Below are 18,316 nucleotides of genomic sequence, written 5' to 3'. Positions count from 1 at the left end.
CGTCAAAATAATAGAAGGGCGGAAACACGTTCGTTTCCGCCCTTCTATTATATTCAAATTCAAATCAGTCCGTGAAAGTCGAGGAAGAGCCTCGTGGCTCATTCCTCATCATTGATCGGCGGGAGCCCCGTGTTCCGGGCATTGGCCGTCTGCTGCACGGTGGTCGGATTGTCCGCGACCGCACCGAAACCATCACGCTGATAAATATCCTCGCGGAACTGCACTAAACCATCGGGTGTGGCCCAAGCGGTGACATAAACCCAATAGACAGGCACTGAAGAGGTGATCTTCGCGTCGATCCGCTGGCCGGAGCGGATCGCCTCATCAATATGCGCACGATCCCAGCCAGGCGTGTCCTTGAGCAGCCACGTGACATAATCACGCACATTCTGCACGCGAATACAGCCGGACGAGACGAAACGCTCGTCATCGCCAAAGACACCCTTTTCAGGCGTGTCATGCATGTAGACGCCGTAAGGATTAGCAATATTGATACGCACCACGCCCAGCGAATTGATGTCGCCGCCCGGATCCTGACGGAACCGGTAGTTGGTCGCCTCAAGCGAGTTCCAATTGACCTGGCTGGACTGCAGTTCCTGCCCGTCCTTATTGAAGATCCGGATCTTATGATCGCTCAAATAATTCGGATCTTTTTGCATGCGCGGGATCAGATCCTTGCGGATGATAGAAGCCGGCACAGTCCAATAAGGATTGAAATTGATATCCGTGGCTCTGGTCATCATGACCGGAGATTGACGGTCGATCTTTCCGACGCCAGCAATATGATGCGTTGCGACGACACCATTCTCAACGGTTTCGACCGCCATGGCCGGAATATTCGCCATAACGAATCGTTCGCCGAGATTGCCGCTATAAGACCGCAACCGCACGAGATTGACCTCGAGCTGATGCAACCGCACATCGGCAGGCACGTTCATCGCCGTCACGGTCTCGCGGTTGACGATGCCTGTTTCGGCCAGGCCATGGCGCGCCTGGAAATGCCTGACGCCGGCATCGACATAGGAATCGAAGATCGGCGAGGTGCCGGCCGAAGCATCGAGATCGCCGGTTTCGATCAACCGTTTGCGTAATTCGGTGACGGCAGCATTATTGGCGCCGAGTTTCAGCGTGGCGCTGGCCGACACACGATTCCAACCACCCCGCGCGACGATGTTGCGATAGGTTTCGATCGCTTGCTCGGTCGCGTTCAACGTCTGGACCGAAAGCACCGGCACGTTGGAGCGCAGGACAGCCAGATTGGCATCCGTGTCATAGCGCTGCGCCCATTCGGCCTGGCTGCCATAGGGTCCAGCCAAGGCCGAGGAAACTTGCAAGGGAAGCTGTGAGAGGCAAAGACCCATGGCAAGCAGGATTTTGGCATCATTCCGCTGCCGCTTGCTCTCGATTTTTGGCGCAAGCGAAAGGGAAGGCAACAAAGACCTTGCCGGGGAGAAAAAAGCGTTCGTCACCTTAAACTCCAATTCATGGAACTCCGGTTCATGGAATTCTCATTCCCGGGACTCCATTGACGGGGCATGCCCAGAGCTCCAAGCAAATGGCATGCAGCACGAAAAGATTCAAACACGTCTGATTTTAAGCATCGACCTGGATAGACCACGAAGATTCATTGGTCTGGATAATGCGGCATTCCGTACAAACGGAAAACGCCCGCAACCCTACGCATCCAGAGGCATCGGTTTTTAATAAAAATCACCTAGGTTCTGATCAAGCACTAACCTCATAAAGGTTAAAAAGGAACGAACAGCGCGGCAAATTTGTGACAATTGCCTGTGTTTGCCTCAAGTCTGAGCCCAATGAGGACAAAAACCACGGTGAACGGGCAATGAATAAGGGATGATCTGGGTTGATCAGACGAAAAATCCCCTCCGAAGACTCTTTCCTCGGAGAGGATTTAATCCATCAGATACAAAAGTTAAGATGACCGGCCTCTGACAGCCCGATGTTTTTTAAAGGCGATAGCGGATCTGATCGGTCCAGAACCGTTCAAGACGCAGCAAGGCATGATTGAGCTTGCTGAATTCGTCCACGGACAGGCCACCGATCTGCTCGACGGTGGTGACATGTTTGTCATACAGGGCCGCCACGATTTCATGCACCGACCTGCCCTTTTCCGTCAGGCTGATGCGGACCGAACGACGATCGATCCGCGAGCGGGCATGGTGCAAATAACCAGCTTCGACCAGTTTCTTGACGTTATAAGAGACATTCGAGCCCAAATAATAACCGCGCGTCCGTAATTCCCCCGCCGTCAATTCCTTGTCGCCAATATTATAAAGCAAAAGCGCCTGAACGGAATTGATGTCACTGCGACCGCGCCGGTCGAATTCATCCTTGATAATATCGAGCAAACGCCGATGCAGACGTTCGACCAAGGTCAAGGCTTCGAGATAGACTGGCCGCACATCAGGGGTGCGAAGATGAGAGTCCTGAGCCTGGGGGCGCGTTTCCCCAACGGGCGCGCGGAACGCGCGAACCGGGCTATGCCCTCGGGAAACCTCGACTTTCTGTGGGTTGCTCATAATGGACCTCATCGCAATAGACGCCGATCACTTTGTCGACCGATTTGAAATAACGAAACAAAATGCTCCAATGAGAAGCACTATACAAACAAGTATGGTATATTTTTATAATATATACTGTAAAAATATACACAAGTTATCTGGAATATACTTTTAAGTTCATGAATAGAATTCGTTAAAAATTCACCATTACATCACCCAATGAGACAATGCCCATCTTCACGGGCAGCCCGAGACTCTCCCTGTTGCTACCCCTTTATTCTTCCAAGCGGACCTTGCCCCAGGGTTTCGCACCGCGTGAAACCCAGAGATTTTCTTCTTATCTGCGTGATCAGGGGAGTCAGGGAAATCTCCACGGTCCCCGCATTCGCACCCGGACCGTTGGAATTGCCAATTCAGAAAGTCATTTTAGCTATATCAAAGCTCATCGTCCGCTTCGGGAGGCGGATGCGCATTATTCATAAATAGAAAACAGTCTTTATCAAATATAATCGATAAAATGCTATGTGTCGGAACTAGACTATCGCGGCAGTTTGCTAGAGGGAGATAGTTGTACATGCCCCGCATCTCTGAGCTTCGGCAGTCAGATCAACGCGGGGAGAGCATCGTCCAAGCTTCAATCTGCGGCGCCCGGCGCCTCATCAAGTCCTTGGGGCGCGCGTTCATAACGGGCCGTGCGCACGCGCATGGTCACGAGTTCCTCGGCAGACGTCGGATGCACGGCCATGGTCGCGTCGAAATCAGCCTTGGTCGCGCCCACCGTAATGGCGATCCCGAGAATCTGGGCCATTTCACCAGCATCCTCACCAAGGATATGGACACCCAGAACTTTATCGGTCTGTCCATCGACCAGGATTTTCATCACGGTCTTTTCCTGCCGCCCTGACAAAGTGGCTTTCAACGGTCGGAAGCTCGCCAGATAGACATCGACGCAATCGTAAATTGCGCGCGCTTCCATTTCGCTCAATCCGATCGTGCCCAGTTCCGGCGTCGTGAACACAGCCGTCGCGACATTGGTATGATTAACGGCAGTCGACTTATGGCCAAAAACCGTGTCAGCAAAGGCATGGCCCTCGCGGATCGCCACCGGCGTCAAGGCCAGGCGATTGGTGACGTCACCCACCGCATAGATCGAATCCACATTGGTCTTGGAATAAGCATCGACCTTGATCGCGCCGATATCATCCACGATGACACCCGCCTTTTCCAGGCCAAGGCCGAGTGTATGCGGCCTGCGCCCTGTCGCGGTGAGGACCTGATCCACTTCGATATGCGTTCCCTTGGTCAAGGAAACATGCAAAGCATCACCGCGTTTCTCGATGGCCGTCGGCAAAAAGCCAGATTTCACATCGACACCGGCATGGATCAGAGCGTCGCGCACGCCATTACGCATATCTTCATCAAAGCCGCGCAGGACATTATCACCGCGTTGCACGAGCGTGACCTTGCTGCCAAGACGCGCGAAAATGCTCGCGAATTCGACGGCAATATAGCCTCCGCCAACGATCAGCAGGCGTTTCGGCATCTCCGGCAGATCGAAAATCTCATTCGAGGTAATAGCCAGATCCCGGCCCGGCACATCCGGTTCCAAGACCGGCGTGCCACCCGTCGCCACCAGAATCATTCCCGCCGTCACCCGCCGTTCGTCGGCTTTCAGCAAAACAGTATGCGCATCTTCGATTTCAGCGCGTGAATCGAGGATCGTGACACCCGCTTTGTCGAGATTGGTCCGATAAATCGCCGAAAGACGGGAGATTTCCTTTTCCTTCGCCGCGACCAGTTTCGACCAATGAAAGCTGGGCTGCGGAACGTCCCAGCCGAACCCCGCCGCATCCTCGAAATGATCGACGAAACGGCTTGCATAGACCATGAGTTTTTTCGGCACGCAGCCGCGAATGACGCAAGTGCCGCCGACCCGAAACTCCTCCGCGATCAACACGCGCGCGCCATAACCCGCGGCAATGCGCGCGGCGCGCACGCCGCCGGAGCCCGCCCCGATAACGAAAAGATCCACATCGTAATCGGTCATGAAATCCGCTCCCAGAGCATTTTCAGGCGAAGCATGTCGCTTCGCATCGAGAAAATGCATTTTTCAAAGATCTAGAGCGCCAAACATGGTTCCATTGGAACGTCCGACACCCTATCGCGTATCCTGTTTCCGCCCGGTTTCCGATCCGTCTTTGCGGGCGCCATCAACGCTCACACCGCGCCAAAGCAAGAAAGCAACCAGCAACGCCGAGCGAGAATCAGAAATCAGAGAATCAGAAATCGTGACCCTTCTTCTTCATCTCGACACGGACGCGGGTCATCATGTCCGTTGAAATCTTGCTCTGCCAGCCCTGCATGGCCGTCAGCAATTCGTTCAGGAACACAGGCTGCGTCTCCACGAAACGGCGACCGCTCTCGCTCTGATAAAAAGCGAGCGCCGTTTTCATATCCTGCTCGGTCAGAAGCCGCACATAAATATGCGCGGCCAGATCAATCATTTCATCCGCCTGTTTGTCGAATTCCGGTTTCAGGTCCAGCATCACATCGTTCAGATCGCGGATCAGCTCCGGCCGCGTCTGTGTCAATGCTGTTGCGATCTGATCCATATATTGCGGGATGATGACCGCAAATGAGCGCGACATGCCCGAGGCGACGACGAGCTGGCGGGCCATCACCAGGCCGGTCTCGCTCGTGCTGGGCGCTGGCGCTGGCTGTGCTGTTTTTGGCGGAAGCGGCGCGGCCTGCTGCGCGGCAGCGTTCCCGCTCCCCCCCATGAAAAGAGGAGAAACGACCAGGGCAAAGACGAGGAAGGGAGATGCGAGGAAATGCGGACGCCGGTTGAAAAACATCATGCCTCAATCGAGTTGGCCAAAAATCTCGATGCCTTCCGACCCCGCGCAAATAACCGCCTTGGCGAGACCGATAAAAAGCCCATGTTCGATGACCCCAGGAATCTCGAGCAGCGCCGTAGAGAGCTTTTCGGGATCAGGAATCGCACCAAACGAAGCATCGACAATATAATGGCCATTGTCGGTCACATAGGGACCGCCGCTCGGAATGCGGCGCAGTTTGACGTCCCCCTGGCAACCGCAGGCCGCAGCCGCGCGAATGATCATGAGTCGCGTCGCCTCGGCGCCAAACACATTGATCTCGATCGGCAAGGGAAATTTGCCGAGCGTCTGAACCGCCTTGGAGGCATCAGTAATGACCACCATGCGTTTCGAGGCTGCGGCGACCATTTTCTCCCGCAGATGCGCGCCGCCACCTCCTTTAATGAGGCGTAATTGCGGATCAAATTCATCCGCCCCATCAATTGTCAGGTCGAGCTCAGGGGTCGCATCGAGCGTCGACAAGGGAATCTTGTAAGTGTCCGCCTGGGTGCGCGTGCGCTCCGATGTCGGGACACAGAGCACATCAAGGCCCTCGGCGACCTTGGCGCCAAGCAGATCCACGAAATGCGCCGCCGTGGTGCCGGTGCCAAGACCGAGACGCATGCCGGGTTTCACCAGTTCCAAGGCCTTGGCGGCGGCAAGACGCTTGGCTTCGTCGGGATTAAGAAGGGCCATGGCTGCTCTTGGAAGTGGTGGAGGGAAAGGGAGGAAATCGGCGGGAGGACGTGATGCGAGATTCCAGAGCGTTATGCAAAACGACTGGTCAACGAAGGAGGCATTTGCGCCTGAACCCCGTTTCCGTCAAGTCCCGCCCCCGCCCGGGACTACTATCAGAACCGCTCATTTCGCTTGCGCGGTGCAAACGACCACTTCGTTCAGGACGTAGCAGATCGACATCATGCCCGTGCGCAGATCAACGCGAAACACGCCGCCTTCTTTTTCATGATGGGATGCGATCAGCGAATATTCGCTCGAGGCCTGCGAGCCGGCGCCTTGGCCCGGGGGATAACACAGCGTGACGCCCACCGCCCCTTCCCCCTCGCTCAAGCCATATTGGCAGGCGCCGACCTCGCCGCTGGCCCGATCAAGGCGATAGACCCGGTTCAAGGCAATGTCCGGAGCCGCCAGAAACTCATAATTGGCCGCGCGCACCGGCGAGAAGGCCCCAACCAAGGTCAAGCTCATGGAAGCCAAACCCATGGCAATTGCCCAGGGCGAAAGGCCCCCTGAAAGCCGAAAAGCAAAAAATCTCATGCCCTGCAATTCCAGCGTGCCTCGTTCAACGGTTCATCCACCACCAATGCTAAGCAGCCTTGCGTGGCCAAAGCCCCGATTGATTTTGCTTTTTTTGAAGCAAAATCAATGCTGCCAAGAATTTTAAGTGTAAGCAAACTTTGGAAAGTTTGCTTAGTGGCGCTTTGCCTTTTAGACCATCCCGCTCAAAAGAGGGACCCTCCTTTTGCAGCGCCCCATGCCGGACGCAAGATGGCCATCCTCTCTTTTCGCCCGTCTTGATCGCTGCATGATTCAATCTTAACCTCCGCCCATGATTCAAGCCTTATCCGCCCCCCTCCTCGTCTTCGATCTCGACGGCACCCTGGCCGACACGGCCGGCGATCTCATCGCCACGCTAAATGTCATTTTGCACCGGGAAGGCCTGCCGCCGCTCAGCACGCAAGAGGCGAAACCCATGGTTGGCGCGGGCGCCAAGGCACTGATCGAACGCGGCCTCAAGGCCAGCGGCGTCACCGTCTCCGAGGCCAAGCTCGAGGAGATGTTCGACGCCTATCTGGCCTATTACGAAGCGCATATTTGCGAGGTGACGGAGCTCTATCCAGGGCTCACTGCGGCGCTCGACCGGTTCGAACAGGCAGGATGGATTTTTGCCGTCTGCACCAACAAGATCGAACATCCCTCACGCCTGCTGCTCAAGGCATTGGGGATAGACACCCGTTTTCGGGCCATTTGTGGCAAGAATACCTTTGCTTTTTCAAAACCGCATGGCGAAGCTTTGCTGCAAACCATCGCCCGCGCCGGCGGCGATCCTCGCCGCAGCCTCATGGTCGGCGATACAAAGGTCGATATCGAGACGGCTCGCAATGCCGCCGTGCCTGTTGTCGCGGTCGATTTCGGCTATACAGATCAACCCATCGCCCACTACAAGCCCGATCATGTCATCAGCCATTATGATCAATTATGGAAAGCGGTCGCCGCCTTGCCCTTTGACTGATGATCGAGGCGGGTCAAGCAGGCTATTCAACCTAATCACCAGCAAATGTGAGAGACATTATGGGCGCGAGTGGAACGGGTAAGATCGCCTTGATCACAGGCGCCGGTTCCGGCATCGGCCGCGCCGTTGCTTTGGCCATGCATGCGGAAGGCTATGCGCTTTTCCTCGTCGGCCGCCGGCTGGAAACACTGGACGAGACAGCCGCCATAGCCAACAAGACCGGCGCGGCTGACATTGCCTCCTTCGCCGCCGATGTCAGCGATCCAAAGCAAGTGGCCATGGCTTTCGAAGCCTGTCGGCAGAGATTTGGACGCCTCGACGTTTTGTTCAACAATGCCGGCACGGGCGCTCCCCCTGTGCCGCTCGAAGATCTGACTTATGATCAATGGCGCGCCGCCGTCGATGTCAATCTCACCGGCACCTTTCTCTGCATTCAGCAGGCTTTCAAGTTGATGAAGGCACAAACACCGCGCGGTGGCCGCATCATCAACAACGGCTCGATCTCCGCCGAGGCACCGCGCCCCTTTTCAGCGCCTTACACGGCAACCAAACATGGCGTGACCGGCCTCACCAAATCCGCCTCACTCGACGGCCGGGCCTATGACATAGGCGTCGGCCAGATTGATATTGGCAATGCCGGAACCGATATGACACAACGCATGGCACAAGGTATTATACAGCCCGATGGATCGGTCCGGGCCGAACCGATCATGGATGTCTCCGAAGCCGCGCGGGCCGTTGTCTATATGGCGAGCTTGCCGCTCGACGCGAATGTCCTTTTCCTGACCGTCATGGCGACGAAAATGCCCTTTATCGGGCGCGGCTGAAGCGAGGTCTGGCATAAACTTGGCTTTTGGGTGAGTATTTCCAACGTGTCATTCCAATGATCATGAAAGATGATCATTGGAACATTCTCGAATTTTCGTCATGCCTTTGAAAATGCGAAAATTCGAGAACGCATCACTCGCTCAACGCCCCGGCTCCGCATGACAATTCTCCACGGCTTTCTTGGCCTTCTCTCCTTGCTCATCATCGCCTGGCTGTTCAGCGAGGATCGCTGGCATGTCCCGCTACGCCTCGTTATCGGCGGCGTCATGCTGCAATTCGCCCTGGCACTTCTCCTGATGAAATTTCCACCCGCAACCCTGGCCTTTGCGCGGTTGAACGACGCGGTGAATGCCTTGCAGGAGGCGACCGATGCCGGCACGAGTTTCGTCTTCGGCTATCTTGGCGGTGGTCCCCTGCCCTTCGCGGAAATCAAACCCGGTGCGAGTTTTCTTCTCGGGTTCAGGGCCTTTCCTCTGGTGCTCGTCATCAGCGCCTTGGCGTCGCTTCTGCTTTATTGGGGTGTGCTGCAAAAAATCGTGGGGTTTCTCGCTTGGGGCTTGCGCCGCAGCCTCGGAATCGGCGGCGCGCTCGGTCTTGGCGCAGCGGTGCATATTTTCGTCGGCATGATCGAGGCACCGCTGCTTGTCCGCCCCTATCTGATACAGATGAAACGCGGCGAATTGTTTGCGCTGATGAGCTGCGGCATGGCCGGCATTGCCGGCACGGTGATGGTCATTTATGCGAGCCTGCTCGAGTCGGTCATTCCGCAATCACTCGGCAATATTCTCATCGCCTCTGTGATCTCGACACCAGCAGCCCTCGCCATCGCCGCATTGATGGTGCCTTTCGCACCGAAAGCCGATGAAAGGAGCGAGCTCCGGCTGGCCACACCTCCATCGAGCGCCATGGAAGCCATTACCCAGGGCACGCAAGAGGGGATCGGCTTTCTCGCCGGCATTATCGCCATGCTCATCGTCCTCGTCGCTTTGGTGACGCTCGTCAACAAGGGGCTGGCTCTCTTGCCCTTTGCGGACCCGATCACCCTGCAAGGCCTCTTCGCCTGGCTCTTCAAACCCATCATGTGGCTGATCGGGATTCCCGGCCAGGATATCGAAACAGCAGCGCGGCTGATGGGCACCAAGATGGTGTTGAATGAATTCGTGGCCTATCTCGATCTCGCACATCTGTCTGGCGAGAGCCTGGAGCCACGCTCGCGCCTCATGCTGACCTATGCCTTATGCGGATTCGCCAATTTCGGCAGTCTCGGCATCATGATCGGCGGCATGAGCGCCATGGCACCCGAGCGCAAACAGGAAATCGCGAAGCTCGCCCCACGCTCGCTGATTTCCGGGACACTTGCCACCTGCATGAGCGGCGCGGTTGCGGGTCTGCTGAATTGAATGAGAGGGTAAAACCTCTCATCAGAGCTCCTGCGGCTGAAGACCTTTGTCGCTTCAAACAGCAGAGCCTGTCAGAAATTTTCCGGACAGGTAGGACCGATCAGAAACATCGATCGTTCTCTCGTTAGAAAAGCCTTTAGCGCGCGTCTATTTTATTGAATGGACGCTCAATTCAAGGCTCGGAGGAGATCGCAACATGCAAAGCGAAAGAATGCGGGCTCTCAAAGAGGGAGCCCTGAGCGAGGCAAAAAAATTCGTATCCATATTTCTTTATTGTTGGGTCCTGCTCAGCCTCTTCGCGCTCTACAAATTCCTCGTTGTGGATAAGTCGCGTTTAGGCTCTGATTTGAGTTTTGCCCTTGTCAATGCATTGATCTTAGCCAAGATCATGCTCATCGGTGAGGGATTCAATTTGGCGGACAGGTTCAGCGACCGGCCTCTCATCTATCCCATTTTCTATCGATCGGCGGTCTTCGCTATCCTCTTGATGAGTTTCAGCCTACTGGAGGAAGTCGCGCGAGGAGTGTGGGAAGGAAAGACGATCGCCACAAGCCTTCACAGTGTTGATGGCGGACGCCTGGGCGGGATGATTATCATCGCAACGATCATGTTTGTCGCCCTGATACCCTTCTTCGCATTCAAGGAAGTCGACAGCCATATCGGTGAAGGAAGATTGTATGAGCTTTTTTTCAAGCAACGCGTAAAATACGCGCCGCTGCAATAGCACGATCCTGGAACACGGGCTCGTGCATCTGCCCAGCCCGTGGACGACAAGGTTTGACATCGTTCTGGGATCAGGCGGCGTCGCGGTGCAGAGGTGGAGCCATGAATTCCGGCGAGATCGGATTTTTGATATTGCGCGAAAGGATCGCGTCGATCTCTTTCTTGCTGGCTTCATCCAGATGCCAGCCTTCGATTTCACCGATCGGATCAAGCTGATCAGGACGCCGCGCACCCCAGAGCGCAATGGTCTGACCCTGATCGAGGACCCAACGCACCGCAAGCGCGAGCACGGATTTATTGAAGCGCTCCCGCGCCAGTGTCTGCAATTCCTCAACGGCGGCAAGATAATGAATAAAGCGCTCACCCTGAAATTTAGGGTCCTTTAAGCGCAGATCATCGCCGTGGAATTCATGGCCCTTGGTCATCTTGCCGGCAAGCAGTCCCCGGCAGAGCGCCCCATAGCAGAGCGATGTCAGGCCGTTTTTTTCGGCATAGGGGAGGACATCGGCCTCGATCTCGCGCTCGAAGAGATTATAGGGCGGTTGGACCGCATCGAGCTTGCCACCCCTGCTGAATTCATCCATTTGCGCCGGGCTGTAATTGCTGACGCCGATCGCCCGGATCTTGCCCGCGTCACGCAAATCCTCGAGCGTGCGCGCTGTTTCCTCGAAGGGAATAGCGGGATCGGGCCAATGAACCTGATAGAGATCGATGACATCCGTGCGCAGGCGCTTGAGCGAATCCTCGATTTCCTGACGGATACGGGCCGGGCTTGAATCGCGATAGACTTTGCCGTCCTTCCAGGCGAGGCCGAGCTTGGTCGCGATCTGGACCTCGTCGCGCAGGCCGCTTTCCGCCAGGGCTTTGCCGATCACTTCCTCGGAATGACCAAACCCATAGACGGGTGCCGTATCGATCAAACGGATACCGCGTTCGATCGCGGATCTGATCGTCGCGATGGCCTCGGCGTCGTCGGTCCCACCCCACATCCAGCCACCGATCGCCCAGGTGCCAAGCCCGATGCGTGACGTAACGATGCTGGAAGTGCCAATTGTGATGGTTTCCATAAGTCGCGTCTCCCGTTGTGAGGAAAGTGAAGGGCGGATCACGCGACTATAATCCCCGAGAACACGGGAAGTACCCTAAAAATCTCGTGAAACCGTTCTACCGCGAGACATAGGCTGGTGCCGGTGTCGGTTCGCCAATCTGCACCCAGACATTTTCATCCTCTTCGGACTGGCGCTTAACGAAACGATAAGGGGTTTTGTCCCATGGTTTGATCTCGTCCTGCAGATTGTCGAGAATGAATTCTCCATGATCGGTCTTCACGGTCAAAATCGCATGACCTTCGTTCTGTTGGTCCTTAACGACCGTCATCAACAGGGCCTGGCGGGGGAATCCTTCCTCCATCAGGAGCTTGCGCTTGAGAAGAGCAAAATCCTCGCAATCGCCCTTGCCGTCGGTGGGATAGTCCCAGCGGTCGAGCACGCCCCAATGGTCACTGTCGGAGACCGGCGTGACGGCCTTGTTCACTCCGGCATTGATCCGGAGCATTTGCTTGAGACTCGCTTGCGTGAGCGTAATCGTGACAGGCGAGAGGGAGTTCTCGATACATTCGCCGGCATAGCGACGGCAGAAATCGATCCATCCATAAGGCACGCTCGTCGCCGGCCCAAGGGTGGCGAAACTCGCATGCGGAAGCGGGGGCTCCCTGGTCTGAGACCAGCCGGCCGAAGGCGTCGCGCAAAGCGCCAGCGCTACAGCCACGGAGCGTATCAACTTGCTCATTTTTCCTTCCCTAACTGGAACGAAGAGCAGTGTGCGCGAAGCTCTTTGCGAGGGTTCTAAGCAGAAACCTCAATCTTTACCGAACCTGCCCAATCCCGCCCGGAAGCCTGGAGCAAGGTGATCCAATCCTTGCGAAATCCCGTCACATTGTCGGAAATCGCCGTTCACCATCGATCCCCTCTCTTCTCTTGAAGAGGGCCTGTCTCCGAAGGCGGTTTCTGGCCGCCTTGGTCGAGAAGCTTGTGCATTTTAGCCCGGCAATGACGATGGTAAAGAAATGGTTTCATCCCCATTTGAGCAACGGACGCGCGGCGTGTTGCGAACCAACCCTTCCGCTGGTCGTTAATGACCCGAATCCGCTTGTCATTCGTGGTTTTTGCTCCTTCTCGGCACGCTGGGATAGGCTTTTAAACATCAAAAAGGCTTCTTCCCGTCGTTAACGTTATTTTCATAAACTGGTCGCCGCATTGGTCGTGAGGCCCGCATGTCCTTGGTGAATGTCGATCCCGCAATACCCTCCGGCCTGCCGGCGCTGGCATCCATTCTGTCACCGGAGGATCGCGCGGCACTCCAGCGCGCCCTGCGGCAAATCGAACGCAAAAGTTTCGCGGCGAGGCTGAATTCCGTTTTGGGACGCAAGAGCCTGCTCATCGCGCCTCTCATTCCCGCGACCGTAGCGGACAATGCCAACAAAGCCGCTTTGGCCGCCATTCAGACCGCGCTGCGCCTCGTCTTACGCACACTCGAAAATAAACAGGGACAAGAGAGCCATAAGCTGCACAAAGCGGTCGCGGTTCTGTCCGGTGCCACAGGCGGAGCTTTCGGTCTTTCGAGCCTTCTGCTGGAACTGCCCTTTTCGACGGCGGTGATCCTGCATTCCATCGCCGATATCGCCCGTGGGGAAGGCGAGGACATGACCCACCCCGAGATGGCGCTCGCCTGCCTCGAAGTTTTCGCCCTGGGCAATGACCGGGACATCAGAACGCTTCATCCCGACGATGAAGCGCGGCGCGATGCTATCTCCTTGGAAGGCAGGCTCGAAAACATCGCGGTGAAGACCAGCTATTTCACCATGCGCGGCATGATGGCCAAATCCGTCACCGAGGCGACGCGCTATCTGCTCTCCCATGGAGTCATTGACGAGACCGCGCCGGTTCTCGTCCGTTTGATCGCCCAGCTCGCTCCCCGCTTTGGTCTCGTGGTGTCGCAAAAGGTCGCCGCCCAGAGCGTTCCCTTGATTGGCGCGGTCGGCGGCGCGGCTGTCAATTACGCCTTCATGGATCATTTCCAAACCTTGGCGCGCGGCCATTTCACGATCCGCCGCCTCGAGCGGGTCTATGGCGTGGCGCTTATCCGTCAGGAATATCAAAAACTTCTGGAAGAGGAAGCCGATTCGCACAGGGAACCTGGGCGACGCAATTCCTTTCAGCAATCGATGCAGCAGTGGTTTCGTCGCGGTTCTTGAGCCGGAGATCGTCATGCCGCCGATTAACCGTCCTCCCTTCGCCCTGCCGCTCCTGTTCCTGGCTGGCGCGTGGCTCCTGCCGGTCCAGCCTGCCCAGGCGGGATTTTTCGAAGCTCTCTTCGGGCTCGAGAATAACGAGCCGAGGATTTCCGTCATGCCGGCCGAACGTCATCACACGATCCATCACCCGAGCCCGAAGAAGCGCCCCAAGATGCATGCCCGTGTCCATGCCGCGCCCAAGCCCGTCATTATGCACGTGCTGACCGGCGAGCCGATGCAGGCTCTGATGCGCGACACCACCTTGCAACAGGGCGATGTTGTCATGACGCCCAAGGGACTGCGTATTTTCATGGGTGAGTCCGAGAGCCCGCATGAGGCCAAGGATTTTCTTGCTCTTTCTGCTCTCTCCGGCCGTAAGGCCCGTCACAAGGAGCTTTTGACCGCGATTGATTCCGCCAGAGCGAATCCCATCTTCCCGCCACGGCAGGAGGTGACGGACGATCTCGCAAGCGGACGATCTGTCGCGCTCGACGCCAGTGTGTCCATTCCCATCGCCTTGCGCAGCGAGACGCGGCCATTCATCCGTTATGTCGGCCCCTGAAGAGCAGCAGACCCCGGAGCCGATCAAACACTTCCAGCCGGCTGGTGCTCAAGCGGCAAAATGCCCTTCCAGACCTCCACCCATGCCGGCATCGGTAATTTCCTCCGTTTTTCCTCAATCTCCAATTCCATCGGCGACCATTTTGTTTTAGCACTGGCCCCACCACGCCTTTCCCGATCTTGCTTATCCCCGCGTCCAGCCTGGGTCGTTCCTGAAAGAACCTCGCCCGGAAGAACCTTGCGCGGCGGTCAGGTCCGCCTGGGCAAGCCGCAAAGCGAAGCGGGACGGAAAAGGCAACCAGCTTTGGAGCATCAAGCCCAAAAGCGGACACCGCTTTTGGGATAAACTTGTAGCTTCAATGAACGAGAGTATTGGCGGCGTTTCTGGCGCCTCGCCGATGATCGGGACACTCATCCTCAATCAGACGATTGAGCCTTGGTTAGGGGAACGCGATCGCATGCCAAAGAGGACGGATATCGGCACCATCATGATCATCGGCGCAGGGCCGATCATCATCGGTCAGGCATGTGAATTCGATTATTCCGGCACGCAGGCCTGCAAGGCTCTGCGCCAGGAAGGGTACCGCATCGTCCTCGTCAATTCCAATCCGGCAACGATCATGACCGATCCGGACATGGCCGATCGCACCTATATCGAGCCGATCACGCCGGATGTGGTGGCCAAAATCATTGCCAAGGAGCGCCATGCCGCGCCAGGCGGTTTCGCCCTTTTGCCGACGATGGGCGGCCAGACCGCGCTGAATTGTGCCCTCTCCCTCAAGAAAATGGGGGTGCTGGAGGATTATGATGTCGAAATGATTGGCGCCACCGCCGAGGCGATCGACAAGGCCGAGGATCGTGAATTGTTCCGCGAGGCCATGACCAAGATCGGCCTTTCGACGCCACGCTCGCATCAGATCAAGACGCTGACCCAGGCGCTCGACATTCTGGACGATATCGGCCTGCCGGCGATCATCCGCCCTTCCTTCACCATGGGCGGCACCGGCGGCGGCATTGCCTATAACAAGGCGGAATTCATCGACATTATCGAGCGGGGCATCGATGCCTCGCCGACCAATGAGGTTCTGGTCGAGGAAAGCGTCCTCGGCTGGAAGGAATATGAAATGGAGGTCGTGCGCGACCGCAACGACAATTGCATCATCGTCTGCTCGATCGAAAATATCGATCCTATGGGCGTCCACACCGGCGATTCGATCACCGTCGCCCCTGCCCTGACGCTGACTGACAAAGAATATCAGGTCATGCGCGACGCCTCGCTCGCCGTCTTGCGCGAGATCGGCGTCGAGACGGGTGGCTCCAATGTCCAATTCGCGGTCAATCCGAGCGACGGCCGGATGATCGTCATCGAAATGAATCCGCGCGTCTCGCGCTCTTCGGCTTTGGCGTCGAAGGCGACTGGATTTCCGATCGCCAAGGTCGCCGCGAGACTTGCCGTCGGCTATACGCTCGATGAAATCGCCAATGATATTACCGGCGGCGCGACGCCGGCCTCCTTCGAGCCGACGATCGATTATGTCGTCACCAAAATTCCGCGCTTCGCCTTCGAGAAATTTCCTGGCGCCGAGGATACACTGACGACGGCGATGAAATCCGTCGGCGAGAGCATGGCGATTGGCCGCACCTTCGCCGAAAGCCTGCAAAAAGCTTTGCGCTCGCTCGACACCGGCCTCACCGGCCTCGACGAGATCGCCATAGACGGCCTCGGTCTTGGCGATGACATGAATATACTGCGTGGCGCGCTCGGACGGCCGACGCCCGACCGTCTGCTGATCGTCGCGCAGGCCATGCGCGAGGGCATGAGCGTCGAAGAAATCCACGAGGCTTGCGCCATCGACCGCTGGTTCCTCGAACAGATCGAGGGCATTTTGAAGCTGGAGGCCAAGGTGCGCGCCTTCGGCCTGCCTGAGGATGCCGCCAATTTGCGGCTGTTGAAGGCCGCCGGCTTTTCCGACACGCGCCTTTCAACCTTGGCCAAGGTGACGCCGCAGGAAGTCGCGGCGCTCCGCGCGAAACTCGATGTGCATCCTGTCTTCAAGCGCATCGATACCTGCGCCGCTGAATTTGCCTCGCCAACCGCCTATCTCTATTCGACCTATGCACCACCTTTCGCGGGTGCGCCCGTCTGCGAAGCAAAGCCCAGCCCACGCGACAAAGTGGTCATTCTTGGCGGCGGGCCGAACCGGATCGGCCAAGGCATCGAATTCGATTATTGCTGCTGTCAGGCTTGTTTCGCCCTGCATGATGCGGGTTTCGAGACGATCATGATCAACTGCAATCCGGAAACGGTTTCAACCGACTATGACACCTCCGACCGGCTCTATTTCGAGCCCCTGACGCCCGAGGATGTGCTTGCCATTCTCGCCAAGGAGCAGGAAGCCGGCACCCTGAAGGGCGTGATTGTCCAATTTGGCGGCCAAACGCCCCTGAAACTTGCTCATACTCTTGAAAAAGCGGGTATTCCCATCCTTGGCACCTCGGTCGACTCGATCGACCTTGCCGAAGACCGCGACCGCTTCAAATGGCTTCTCGATAAAGTCGGCCTCAAACAGCCGATGAACGGCATCGCTTATTCGGTCGAGCAGTCCCGCCTCGTCGCCTCTGATCTCGGCCTGCCGCTCGTCGTGCGCCCCTCCTATGTGCTGGGCGGCCGAGCCATGGCGATCATCCGCGACAATGCATCTTTCGATGATTATCTGCTCGGCACTTTGCCGGGGCTCGTGCCCTCCGATATCAAGGCCCGCTATCCCAACGACAAGACCGGTCAGATCAATACGGTGCTCGGCAAGAATCCGCTGCTGTTCGACCGCTACCTTTCCGACGCCGTTGAAGTCGATGTCGACGCCCTCTGCGACGGCAAGGATGTCTTCATCTGCGGCATTATGGAACATATCGAGGAAGCCGGCATTCATTCCGGCGATAGCGCCTGCTCGCTGCCGCCGCGCTCGCTCGGGCCGGACAAGATCGCCGCGCTCGAGGAACAGACGCGCAAGTTGGCCCTGGCACTCAAGGTCGGCGGCTTCATGAATGTCCAATATGCCTTGAAGGATGGCGAGATCTACGTGCTGGAGGTCAATCCGCGCGCCGCGCGAACAGTGCCCTTCGTCGCCAAGGTCATCGGCATTCCACTCGCCAAAATCGCCTCGCGGATCATGGCCGGTGAAAACCTGGCGAGCTTCCGTCTCGAACCGAAGAAACTGCGTCATGTCGGCGTCAAGGAAGCCGTCTTTCCCTTCGCTCGTTTCCCCGGCGTCGATACAGTCCTCGGCCCCGAAATGCGCTCGACCGGCGAGGTCATGGGCATTGATTTCTCCTTTGCCATCGCCTTCGCCAAAAGCCAGCTCGGCGGCGGCACCAAGGTGCCGACCAAGGGCACGGTCTTTGTTTCTGTGCGCGATGAGGACAAGCCGCGTGCCGTCGACACGATCAAGCTGCTGATCAATCTGGGCTTCAAGATCTGCGCGACGGGCGGCACATCCCGTTTCCTCGAGGGGGAAGGCATAGAAGCGCAGCGCCTGAACAAAGTTTCGGAAGGGCGCCCGCATGTCGTCGACGCGATCAAGAACGGCGCGATCCAGCTCGTTCTGAACACGACCGAGGGGGCGCAGGCACTCGCCGATTCACGCTCCTTGCGGAGGGCGGCGCTGCTGCATAAAGTTCCCTATTATACAACGCTTGCCGGTGCCATAGCGGCGGCCCAGGGAATCAGGGCCTATCTCGCCGGGGACCTGGAAGTTCATGCCCTGCAGGATTATTTCGCCTGAATCCAGCCGCAGGGCTTGCTCCATAGTCTTGCGGGAGCCGTGAAGGTGTCTCATACTTGCCGTTCTTGAATCGGGCGTGAC

General features: G+C 57.1%; 16 protein-coding genes. 8 read left to right on the top strand and 8 right to left on the bottom strand.

The features are described from left to right. Positions 1-98: 98 nt before the first annotated feature. The 6 genes from BIND_RS04500 to BIND_RS04470 all read right to left on the bottom strand — a co-directional run bounded on the left by BIND_RS04500 (position 99) and on the right by BIND_RS04470 (position 6,619). Positions 99-1,361 (bottom strand): L,D-transpeptidase family protein, encoded by a 1,263-nt coding sequence (locus BIND_RS04500; RefSeq protein WP_041778449.1) that lies wholly within the window; start codon positions 1,359-1,361, stop codon positions 99-101. 606 nt (positions 1,362-1,967) lie between these two features. Continuing rightward, positions 1,968-2,540, bottom strand: a complete 573-nt coding sequence (ldtR, locus tag BIND_RS04495; protein WP_012383890.1) for a transcriptional regulator LdtR — start codon at positions 2,538-2,540, stop codon at positions 1,968-1,970. A gap of 616 nt (positions 2,541-3,156) precedes the next feature. Further along, on the bottom strand, positions 3,157-4,569 hold the full coding sequence (gor, locus tag BIND_RS04485; protein ID WP_012383888.1) for a glutathione-disulfide reductase: 1,413 nt from the start codon (positions 4,567-4,569) through the stop codon (positions 3,157-3,159). Positions 4,570-4,801: 232 nt separating this feature from the next. After that, the gene (locus BIND_RS04480; RefSeq protein WP_244395961.1) at positions 4,802-5,380 is read right to left on the bottom strand and encodes a DUF2059 domain-containing protein; all 579 of its coding nucleotides are present in this window, start codon (positions 5,378-5,380) and stop codon (positions 4,802-4,804) included. 3 nt (positions 5,381-5,383) lie between these two features. Continuing rightward, positions 5,384-6,094 (bottom strand): ribose-5-phosphate isomerase RpiA, encoded by a 711-nt coding sequence (gene rpiA / locus BIND_RS04475; protein WP_012383886.1) that lies wholly within the window; start codon positions 6,092-6,094, stop codon positions 5,384-5,386. Positions 6,095-6,259: 165 nt separating this feature from the next. Beyond that, entirely contained in the window at positions 6,260-6,619 is a 360-nt protein-coding gene (locus tag BIND_RS04470; RefSeq protein ID WP_085938742.1) for a hypothetical protein, read from the bottom strand. Positions 6,620-6,736: 117 nt separating this feature from the next. On the opposite strand from BIND_RS04470, the gene BIND_RS21210 reads away from it, so the two are divergent. The 5 genes from BIND_RS21210 (at position 6,737) to BIND_RS04450 (ending at position 10,601) form a co-directional block, all read left to right on the top strand. Beyond that, on the top strand, positions 6,737-6,934 hold the full coding sequence (locus BIND_RS21210; protein ID WP_148210550.1) for a hypothetical protein: 198 nt from the start codon (positions 6,737-6,739) through the stop codon (positions 6,932-6,934). A 31-nt stretch (positions 6,935-6,965) separates the two neighbouring features. After that, complete coding sequence (locus BIND_RS04465; protein WP_012383884.1) at positions 6,966-7,649, top strand: HAD-IA family hydrolase; 684 nt, start codon at positions 6,966-6,968, stop codon at positions 7,647-7,649. A 59-nt stretch (positions 7,650-7,708) separates the two neighbouring features. Then, positions 7,709-8,476 carry an SDR family oxidoreductase gene (locus BIND_RS04460; protein WP_012383883.1) on the top strand — a complete coding sequence of 256 codons (768 nt, stop codon included), beginning with the start codon at positions 7,709-7,711 and terminating at the stop codon, positions 8,474-8,476. A 159-nt stretch (positions 8,477-8,635) separates the two neighbouring features. Next, on the top strand, positions 8,636-9,877 hold the full coding sequence (locus BIND_RS04455) for a NupC/NupG family nucleoside CNT transporter (RefSeq protein ID WP_041778447.1): 1,242 nt from the start codon (positions 8,636-8,638) through the stop codon (positions 9,875-9,877). Between the two features lie 196 nt (positions 9,878-10,073). Beyond that, positions 10,074-10,601, top strand: coding sequence for a hypothetical protein (locus BIND_RS04450; RefSeq protein ID WP_012383881.1), 528 nt, complete (start codon positions 10,074-10,076; stop codon positions 10,599-10,601). Between the two features lie 70 nt (positions 10,602-10,671). On the opposite strand, the gene BIND_RS04445 is transcribed toward BIND_RS04450, so the two are convergent. Together BIND_RS04445 and BIND_RS04440 are read right to left on the bottom strand one after the other, a co-directional pair. Next, on the bottom strand, positions 10,672-11,667 hold the full coding sequence (locus BIND_RS04445) for an aldo/keto reductase (RefSeq protein ID WP_012383880.1): 996 nt from the start codon (positions 11,665-11,667) through the stop codon (positions 10,672-10,674). A 97-nt stretch (positions 11,668-11,764) separates the two neighbouring features. Further along, the gene (locus BIND_RS04440) at positions 11,765-12,388 is read right to left on the bottom strand and encodes a transglutaminase-like cysteine peptidase (RefSeq protein WP_012383879.1); all 624 of its coding nucleotides are present in this window, start codon (positions 12,386-12,388) and stop codon (positions 11,765-11,767) included. A gap of 484 nt (positions 12,389-12,872) precedes the next feature. On the opposite strand from BIND_RS04440, the gene BIND_RS04435 reads away from it, so the two are divergent. From BIND_RS04435 to carB, 3 genes are all read left to right on the top strand, one after another. Then, positions 12,873-13,853 (top strand): EcsC family protein, encoded by a 981-nt coding sequence (locus tag BIND_RS04435; RefSeq protein ID WP_012383878.1) that lies wholly within the window; start codon positions 12,873-12,875, stop codon positions 13,851-13,853. Positions 13,854-13,866: 13 nt separating this feature from the next. Next, the gene (locus BIND_RS04430; RefSeq protein ID WP_012383877.1) at positions 13,867-14,454 is read left to right on the top strand and encodes a hypothetical protein; all 588 of its coding nucleotides are present in this window, start codon (positions 13,867-13,869) and stop codon (positions 14,452-14,454) included. A 457-nt stretch (positions 14,455-14,911) separates the two neighbouring features. Continuing rightward, complete coding sequence (gene carB / locus BIND_RS04420) at positions 14,912-18,235, top strand: carbamoyl-phosphate synthase large subunit (RefSeq protein WP_012383876.1); 3,324 nt, start codon at positions 14,912-14,914, stop codon at positions 18,233-18,235. Positions 18,236-18,316 lie beyond the last annotated feature (81 nt).

Origin of the sequence: Beijerinckia indica subsp. indica ATCC 9039 (genome assembly GCF_000019845.1) — a bacterium.
Classification (GTDB): domain Bacteria; phylum Pseudomonadota; class Alphaproteobacteria; order Rhizobiales; family Beijerinckiaceae; genus Beijerinckia; species Beijerinckia indica.
The sequence above is the reverse complement of the archived record's forward strand: the minus strand, read 5'-3'. Positions and strand labels throughout refer to the sequence as shown.